Annotated in this window: 10 protein-coding genes and 1 pseudogene; 7 read left to right on the forward strand and 4 right to left on the reverse strand. The window is 60.3% G+C overall.

Annotated elements, in window-relative coordinates; genetic code table 11:
- Positions 1–222 (forward strand): hypothetical protein (locus NKG95_RS33730; protein ID WP_353043813.1); only part of this gene is annotated, 222 nt, incomplete at its 5' end.
- Positions 223–1,156: 934 nt separating this feature from the next.
- Here NKG95_RS33730 and NKG95_RS33740 read toward each other — a convergent pair.
- Positions 1,157–1,318, reverse strand: a complete 162-nt coding sequence (locus NKG95_RS33740; protein WP_352496614.1) for a hypothetical protein — start codon at positions 1,316–1,318, stop codon at positions 1,157–1,159.
- Between the two features lie 224 nt (positions 1,319–1,542).
- Here NKG95_RS33740 and NKG95_RS33745 point away from each other — a divergent pair, with 224 nt between their 5' ends.
- Positions 1,543–2,214, forward strand: coding sequence for a Crp/Fnr family transcriptional regulator (locus NKG95_RS33745; RefSeq protein WP_029356805.1), 672 nt, complete (start codon positions 1,543–1,545; stop codon positions 2,212–2,214).
- Between the two features lie 136 nt (positions 2,215–2,350).
- On the opposite strand, the gene NKG95_RS33750 is transcribed toward NKG95_RS33745, so the two are convergent.
- A complete protein-coding gene (locus tag NKG95_RS33750; RefSeq protein ID WP_353043814.1) occupies positions 2,351–2,596 on the reverse strand; it encodes a hypothetical protein in 246 nt (81 codons plus the stop codon).
- Positions 2,597–2,723: 127 nt separating this feature from the next.
- On the reverse strand, positions 2,724–2,888 hold the full coding sequence (locus NKG95_RS33755) for a L,D-transpeptidase (protein WP_352494243.1): 165 nt from the start codon (positions 2,886–2,888) through the stop codon (positions 2,724–2,726).
- Between the two features lie 74 nt (positions 2,889–2,962).
- On the opposite strand from NKG95_RS33755, the gene NKG95_RS33760 reads away from it, so the two are divergent.
- The 5 genes and pseudogenes from NKG95_RS33760 to NKG95_RS33780 all read left to right on the forward strand — a co-directional run bounded on the left by NKG95_RS33760 (position 2,963) and on the right by NKG95_RS33780 (position 6,467).
- On the forward strand, positions 2,963–3,256 hold the full coding sequence (locus tag NKG95_RS33760; RefSeq protein ID WP_065012366.1) for a GYD domain-containing protein: 294 nt from the start codon (positions 2,963–2,965) through the stop codon (positions 3,254–3,256).
- A gap of 13 nt (positions 3,257–3,269) precedes the next feature.
- Positions 3,270–3,467, forward strand: coding sequence for a hypothetical protein (locus NKG95_RS33765; RefSeq protein ID WP_352494223.1), 198 nt, complete (start codon positions 3,270–3,272; stop codon positions 3,465–3,467).
- Between the two features lie 1,202 nt (positions 3,468–4,669).
- Positions 4,670–4,780, forward strand: a pseudogene (locus NKG95_RS33770) (pyocin activator PrtN family protein); the annotation flags it as partial.
- Positions 4,781–5,060: 280 nt separating this feature from the next.
- Positions 5,061–6,026, forward strand: coding sequence for a Vgb family protein (locus NKG95_RS33775; RefSeq protein ID WP_352914152.1), 966 nt, complete (start codon positions 5,061–5,063; stop codon positions 6,024–6,026).
- A gap of 240 nt (positions 6,027–6,266) precedes the next feature.
- On the forward strand, positions 6,267–6,467 hold the full coding sequence (locus tag NKG95_RS33780; RefSeq protein WP_353043815.1) for a hypothetical protein: 201 nt from the start codon (positions 6,267–6,269) through the stop codon (positions 6,465–6,467).
- A 64-nt stretch (positions 6,468–6,531) separates the two neighbouring features.
- Here NKG95_RS33780 and NKG95_RS33785 read toward each other — a convergent pair whose 3' ends face one another.
- Positions 6,532–7,017 carry a hypothetical protein gene (locus tag NKG95_RS33785; RefSeq protein ID WP_353043816.1) on the reverse strand — a complete coding sequence of 162 codons (486 nt, stop codon included), beginning with the start codon at positions 7,015–7,017 and terminating at the stop codon, positions 6,532–6,534.
- Positions 7,018–7,521: the final 504 nt, after the last annotated feature.

Here is a 7,521-nt window from a genome sequence, read left to right on the forward strand (position 1 = left end):
GGCCGGACAGATGGCAGCATCCGACATCGTGCCTACCGCCAAAAAAATCGCTTGCGTCCGAAGGGGCGTCCACAGATGCCATTCGGCACAAAGATAACAAATAGCATCGGCGATCGGCTGAAGCCGCTCCTTGTCAGTCTGCTGGCGAACCGCGTAACCGGGGCAGATTTCCGGGCGAAGGGGTTTGCAGGCGAGCGCGTTCGTGATTCACCCTATGCGTGACGCTACCACCGACTGATTCGTTTGAAGGCTGTCGCTCGCGGAACTCCGCGGGTTGGTTACTGCGCTGATCGGCGAAGTGCGCGGTCCAAACATGGTTCGAAGTGGTCGATCGCAGGGCCGCGTCGCACGGTGCAGAAGGCCATGCATCGTTGATTATGCGCAAACTGCTATCGCGCGCCTAGTCGGAACTCGCGCATCGAACAGTACATCACGTCTTCCGTCCCCAGCGCACCGGCGGCCTCCCCGCTCGTAATCCAAATAGACGTCTTTCAGCTGTTTGATGGGCATGTCAGCGTGAGCGAACGCGAGGTCCTGAGCGTCAGAAGCCGACAATGAAGTCCGACTGATTGCGATCAGCACGGTACCGAGCGTCACAGGCGCGAGGGACTTAACAACTGACATGATCATTTTGAGATCCTCCCCAGCTCCCGTCGGTCAACATTCAGTCCTTGGGGTCGCAGGTGTAGTGCCGTTCGAAGGTCCCGTCCGCGCGCCGCTGCTTGTCGAAGCCGCGATGTAAGGCTCGATCGCGCGCTCGTGGACCAGCCAAAGGGGATCTCGGCCGAGGCGTAGCCACTGCCGGCGGCCAACCGTTTCGGGATCGAGGCCCAAGCGATCCTGGTGCGCTCGATCGTCGTGCCGGCCGCGCCTGCTTCCGCATGACGGATGGCGCGGCTTCGCAAAGCGCACATGATTTCGTCACGTGAGATGCCGAAGTCGCCAAGAACGTCATCGGGTAAACGGCTCAACTGGTCCGTTGCCGACAAGAGAGCTTTTCGCTCGGCGCGGAGGCGTAACCACCTGCGAAATGGACCAATGGCGGCAGCATGAATTATAACCATGATCAGATCGTCCCTTCATTGATCTGAATTGACCGGTACGGAACGGCGCGAACGGCACTCCGGGCGAGAGCGTCAGCCGTCCGCGAGGCAAGTTAGGCGTAGTGGTCGATGGATTGGTTTTGCCGCGGCGCGCCCATACGGCGGGCGGTGGCTGGCCCCGGGCCACGCATGTAATAAAGCTCCGGGCGGTAGCGCGGCGCGACGAATTTGCGAAACCCCGCAGCAAGTTTTGTGACGGGAGCCAAGAATTTCATGACTGTTCCCTTTCCCTTCGCCGGCTTGCACACGAGCCGGCGGGCCTGACGTTGCAACAAGGATATGACAGTCGAACCAGGCTCGGCTGTGGGAATTCCCACACCGGGGAAAACATTGGCGAAATCCGCTCCCAGTTTGCATCCCGGAAAGCGGGGCCTGCGGCCATCAAATTTCCTTGGATAGGGAGTAAGGTGAAGTACACTTGATTGAACAAGAGACCGTTGTGACAGGCTCTCTGGCCTTCATCTCAAGACTTTGCGATGCCGACCTCGCCGCGCTGACCAAACGGTGGCACGAGCGCAGCTATCGACACAACGAGCTCATCATTTCCCACGGCGACACTGGTCGCGATGTCTTCTTCCTGCTGGAAGGACGGGCTCGCGTGACACTGGTTTCAGCGGACGGCAGGGAGATAGCGTATCGCGATGTCGAACCGGGTGACATTTTCGGGGAGCTCGGAGGCATTGACGGGATTGCACGCTCTGCCAGCGTAGTCGCGCTGGAGGCAACCCGCGCTGCACGGCTGTCCGGCACAGCATTCCGGGATATCGTGATGACCCATCCGACTTTTGCCTGGATGCTGCTTGAGCATCTGTCTGCCCAGCTCCGGCGCATGACCGAGCGGGTATTCGAATACAGCACTCTGGTCGTGCGAAAACGGCTGATCGTCGAGCTCCTGCATCGGGCGGAGAAAGCCGCACTCGTCGACGGCGAGGTGTCCATAAGCCCGGCACCGACGCATTCCGAGCTGGCGGCAACGATGAGCACGCACAGGGAAGCGGTCTCGCGCGAAATGAGCGACCTCGCCAAGAGAGGCCTGATCGAAAAGCGTGGCAGCAGGTTATTGCTGCATGACGTCTCGGCACTACGGGCGCTGGTCGACAAGAAGGAATAGCGAAGGCTGTCGCTGCGGCGGGGGCACCGCACGTTTCATACTCCTCGGCCGCAAGTGATTATTCCTTGCGGCAAACCGGGCAACCTAGCGTGCCAGCGCGCGGGTCGGGCTTTGATCGCTTCACCCCTTGCAAGAATCATGACTCGGCTTCTTGATGCGGGCTGATTGAGATGAACCCAGGCTGACGCGCCATAAAGCGCGCTCGCTCGGCCATGATGGACAATGCCTCGGACTGCTTGTCCGGTTCAGAATCGACGATGGTGATTTGGGTGACTGGCTGGTTGTCGGCTCGGATGTGTGTCATGGAAACCTCGCTGGATTGATGGCGAAATTGCGGGACAGTAGCTTCGGCCAAATCGATCTCAGTCGGCTGCAGGCCCAACGCTGCCGGTCTCTCCTTGTTCCAAGACGCGCGGAGTTGCTGTGCGCGAAGCGCGCGCTGCGTCCAATTCTGCGACTTTCCTTAGGTATGGCTGTGAAGGGCAAGTCTGCTCGCCAAGTTCGCTTTGCTACTGAGCGCGCTCGTCGGCGGCGTGGGCCATCCCGTCCTTGAAGTCGACTTTCGTGCCCGGCTGCACGATCGAGCCGAGGTCTTCGGCATCCCAGTTGGTCAGTCGGATGCAGCCATGCGAGAAAGTCGTGCCGATCTTGCCCGGTTCGGGCGTGCCGTGGATGTGCTATGCTTAGAGATGGGAGACACGGCGGTCGCCGAAGCGCCCGCACGCCTCCCTGTTTATGGGAGGATAACATGGCCTACTATGTGCTGCTCACCAACTTCACAGATCAGGGGGCTAAGACAGTCAAGGACACCGTAAAGCGTGCTGAAGCATTCAAGGAGATGGCGGCCAAAAGCGGGGTCAAAGTGCATTCGCTTTACTGGACGCTCGGTCAGCACGACGTGGTCGCGATTGCCGAAGCCGACGATGATATTGCCGCGACCGCGCTCAGCTTATCGATAGCTTCGCTCGGCAACGTCCGAACGCAGACCCTAAGAGCGTTCGACGCCAACGATATGGCAAAGGTCATTGCCAAGATGGGCTGAAAAAGAAGCGGCAATGAAGATCGCGGCCGACTGTTGGCGCAGGCAAATGGCCGACGCGATCGCGATCGCGATCGCGATCAAAACGTGGATTGATGGGACATGCGGCCGGCATCAAGTATATCGGCGGCTGCTGGTGCGCTTTGCTGCTCGAAAGCATACTGAAGCCAGGCTTGGACGCGGGTTAGTCATGAGCTCGCGCATACCCACGTAGGTAGACTATCGGCTTGCTTAAGGAGCGATCTGATATGTCTAAGGATAACGGTAGCTATACAAGTGCCGGTGCTAACTTTTATGGTCCGCAGTACGCGCGCATCGACGGCGAACTCGCTGCTGATGCCTCTCGATTCACGGCTGTAGTGAGCCCCCGCCTGGGGACAGAGTCAATTCGTGCGCGTGGCGCCGGCTTCCGTCTGGCGTTATGGACGCTGGCGGGGTGGCAAAGCGTGATATCGAGGCAAGCAGCATCGTCGCGCCGATCGTCAGCCGAACTGTCAGCGCCGGTCCCTCGTCTTGGGCGGTTGTTCCGAAAAGGGTCACAAGCGCTGGTAGCGAGGAAGGTCCGGTTTGGAGAGGAAAATCGGCGCCGGAAAGGCGGCATTGGGTCACAACTTCTTGACCGGCGACCGTCGGCGAAGGTCCGAGAAAGATGGAAGACTGTCCTTTGAGTTGAAGCATCGAGAGGCTTAGGGCTCCGCCCTCGGCGCGCTTCGGAGCGTTTCCGCCCAACTTCGGTCGCTTCGCTCCCTGCAGCCGGTTCCCCGCGAAGGCGCCCACTCCGGTTGCACACCCGCTGCTCGCCGCGAGGCAGGGCTGCAGCGCAGTGCTGCGCCGCACCCCGACCTCAAGACCGGCATGGACGAGAGTGGTGGCTGGGTGAAAATCAGCCTTGCAAAAAGGTGGGGAGTCCTCCGCCAGCCCGCTCTTGTCCTCTGCTATCTTGGTCTCGGCGATGGCCAGAAGATCATTGCTCAGCTGCGATTTGTGCGGCAATCGGCGGTCTATAGAGGGCCGGGAGGGTTTCGAACTCCGCGTTAGGAAGAGCGTCCTTCTCGTCTTCACCGTGCAGGCTGGTTACTCTGGGCGGCAGAGTGCCCTTCCGCGCTTCGCAAACCTGCCGTGGGAAAAGCCTTGCCGTTTTTTCCGGCGGGGCTTTGATCAGATCGCGACTATTAGTGATTTATGCTGGAACTGGTTGCGGAGGTTGGAGTCGGACCAATTTGCACCGATTAAGAAGCCCCGTCAGCAAACGAACTCGGTCACAGCACTGTATTGGCGGTATCCCTCTACTGACTCGAGCCCGACCGTTTCTTAGGTCGCGCCTACCGTTTTGCACGCCCTCCCCTGCCCGGCCGTGACGGAAGGTTGAACCCGTCGGGCGGCTTGCTAGGTTCCAGACTTAGGTGGTAACCCGGCATGAACACGGCACTGCTTTTGATGGCTCAGTATGGTGGTAAGGCCATCATCCCGATCGATGACGTCTGCCGAGACTATTTCTCCCACCTGACGCCGCCGAAATTGATTCAGCATTGGCATCCTCGGCTATGGCCGTATCGGCAAGATGCTTGCCCTTCGCGCCAAAGCTTTTGGCGCATTGCGCCTGTTGAATACGCATCCTTGTCAAGCCGGGTTGGGTTCCATAAGCGCGTCAGTCGAACCCCAAAAGTGCCCCAACAGCAGGGCTGGATTGGTCGATCCGCGGGGCGGTGAAACGCAGTGCAGGGCGCCGTGATTTTCCCGATCCGTCATTGCCGCGACGAACTTTGCGCCTAGAGTAGTGGCACATGCCGCAGCATGGAGAGTTCTCATGCGCCGCCTCTTCCGCTTTATCGCACTCGCTGCCAGCCTTGCCGCCTTCCCGGCCGACGCGCAGGAACGTCAGGTCTACAGTCTCCCGCAGGGCGCGCATCCCCATGACGTCGCGCCCGCGCCCGACGGAGACATCTGGTACACGGCCCAGCAACAGGGGGCACTGGGTATTCTCGATCCCGAGACCGGCAAGGTTCGCCAAGTACCGCTTGGCGAAGGATCCAGCCCTCACGGTGTCATCCAGGGTCCGGACGGTGACGCGTGGATAACCGATGGCGGGCTCAACGCGATCGTGCGCTTCGACTCGACAACCGAGGAAATCAAGGTGTGGGCGCTTCCGCAGGACGTCGGCTACGCCAATCTCAATACTGCCGCCTTCGACGGCGACGGCCTCCTCTGGTTCACCGGGCAGAGCGGAATCTACGGAAGGCTCGACCCTGCGACGGGCGACATGAAAATTTTCCACGCTCCAGAGGGCCGCGGCCCCTACGGGATTACTGCGACCCCCAACGGAGACGTCTACTTCGTGTCGCTCGCCGGCAGCTATCTGGCAAGCATCGACCGCAAGAGCGGTGAAGCTCGAGTGATCGAGCCTCCGACCCCGGACCAGGGGGCGCGCCGCGTGTGGTCGGACAGCCGGGGACGGCTTTGGATTTCGGAATGGAACGCGGGACAGGTATCGGTCTACGACCCCCATGACGGCGGCTGGAACGCTTGGCGTTTGCCCGGCGACCTTCCTCGCACCTATGCGGTCTATGTGGACGAGCGCGACATTGTCTGGCTCTCCGATTTCGGAGGGAATGCCGTGCACGCGTTCGATCCGCAGACAGACAAGTTTACGACGTACCCCAAGTCCACGGAAAACGCTGATGTCCGTCAGATCAATGGACGCCGCGGAGAGGTTTGGCTGCCAGAATCCGGGGCCGACCGGCTGGTCGTGATCCGCACCGTCTCCGCCAAGTGAGGCGCCGGTCCCAGTCGCGGCTTCATTAGCGCCAGCAAGGCGAAGTTCGGTCTCCCCGTCCTTCCTCCGCGCTGCTAGCGCCGCGCTCCGTGCAGGATCGACGCGGATCCGCATCCGCGGATCGGCGCCGCCCCTTTTGCGGCGGCTCATTCCGTCAACGCTGTGCGGAAGCTTCATTGCTATGACCGGAAAGGCGCTTTCGAGCACGCAGACCGGCTTGGATAGGCTCTTGAGGTGAACATGGCGAGATGGTTCGAGCCGACCGGCGACAGCTATTTCTCGCATATCAACCGCCAGAGCATCGAGGCCGTCATTCGGGAGGCGAAGGGTGATCAGGCCGCGCTTGCCGTCAAGGCGGCGGGCAAGAAGTTCAACGATCATTTGCATCGAGTTGTGGCTCACATCTGGGGATCACGACCTGCACGGCCCCCACTCCGGTAACAACAGGCTGCAAAATTGGAACAGTCGTTTGGCCCTCTCCATAGCCCTTCAGATGCGTCTTTGATCATTGCCTGAGGTACGCGCCCGTGTAGGTCTGGCCAGCAAGCCTAACGGTTCCGGCGAGGGCTCCGTCGGACAGCATAACAAAACTGACGTCCGCGCCATTCGGTAGGCGCTCAAGCTTCAACGTAGTCCCCACAATTCTTCCAGCGCCGGCGGCCTCTCCCGGATAGTTGTCGCCCAGATTTCCCCACGCATAGGGGACCGTCACCTTCCCATCGGAAGAAATCGTCTGAACAGCAAGTTTGGCGTCATACATCCCATCCAATCGTCCGGCCCATAGACCCGAAAAAGCAGCGTACTTTGTTGGAACGCCCTTGCCAGGGAGAGTGACCGCCACGGATTGATGCATGATTGCTGAGCCGGAAGGAACCAAGGCAGGTTGGGGAGGAATGGCACCAGGTTCTAACGCAGGTTCGAGAGTGGCGGGTTGCGGCGTTTCAGGAGCCGATTGGCACGCGGCTAGGGCAAGTGCCGCGAAGCCAAGCATTGCGTTGCACATTCGGTGTGCCATCTTCTGGTGCGCCGGCCATCTTTGAATCTAGCGCAGGCCGACCTTATCGCGCGTTTTCACAAGCTGTGTCTACGCAGGGTATGTCATACGACAGCGGGTCGTCGAAGAACCCGCAGCGGTCGTGAGTGAATGCCTCCATTCGTCGCCCAAGTAGCGGCCTGGAGCGCCATTCGCCCCGCAACCGCTGGTTCATTAGGAGTTGAGCGGGAGGATCAGCAGTTGACCTTCCAGATCACATAGTGAGCCCGTTGCGACTGTATTCCTGAACCTTCGACAAACGAGTACACGTCGGTCGAACGGACTCACCAAGCTGCTGAATGAACCGCTTGTCTTATGACTTTCCGTCGTTTCGAGGCCAAAGTGGGTTGCCCCCAGCGGGGCATACACCCCCCCCCGCGGCGGGGGGGGGGGGGTGAATTAACCCAAGGGGGGGTTGGGGCGAGCTATATGATTTTAGACGCGGTGGTTGCCCGCTTATGT

The organism is Mesorhizobium sp. M1423 (assembly GCF_040317575.1).
Classification (GTDB): Bacteria; Pseudomonadota; Alphaproteobacteria; order Rhizobiales; family Rhizobiaceae; genus Mesorhizobium.

Coding starts and splice junctions, on each gene's coding strand:
- NKG95_RS33740 (WP_352496614.1), bottom strand. CDS start 1,318: ATGAAATTCTTGGCTCCCGTCACAAAACTTGCTGCGGGGTTTCGCAAA.
- NKG95_RS33760 (WP_065012366.1), top strand. CDS start 2,963: ATGGCCTACTATGTGCTGCTCACCAACTTCACAGATCAGGGGGCTAAG.
- NKG95_RS33765 (WP_352494223.1), top strand. CDS start 3,270: ATGAAGATCGCGGCCGACTGTTGGCGCAGGCAAATGGCCGACGCGATC.
- NKG95_RS33775 (WP_352914152.1), top strand. CDS start 5,061: ATGCGCCGCCTCTTCCGCTTTATCGCACTCGCTGCCAGCCTTGCCGCC.
- NKG95_RS33780 (WP_353043815.1), top strand. CDS start 6,267: ATGGCGAGATGGTTCGAGCCGACCGGCGACAGCTATTTCTCGCATATC.
- NKG95_RS33785 (WP_353043816.1), bottom strand. CDS start 7,017: ATGCTTGGCTTCGCGGCACTTGCCCTAGCCGCGTGCCAATCGGCTCCT.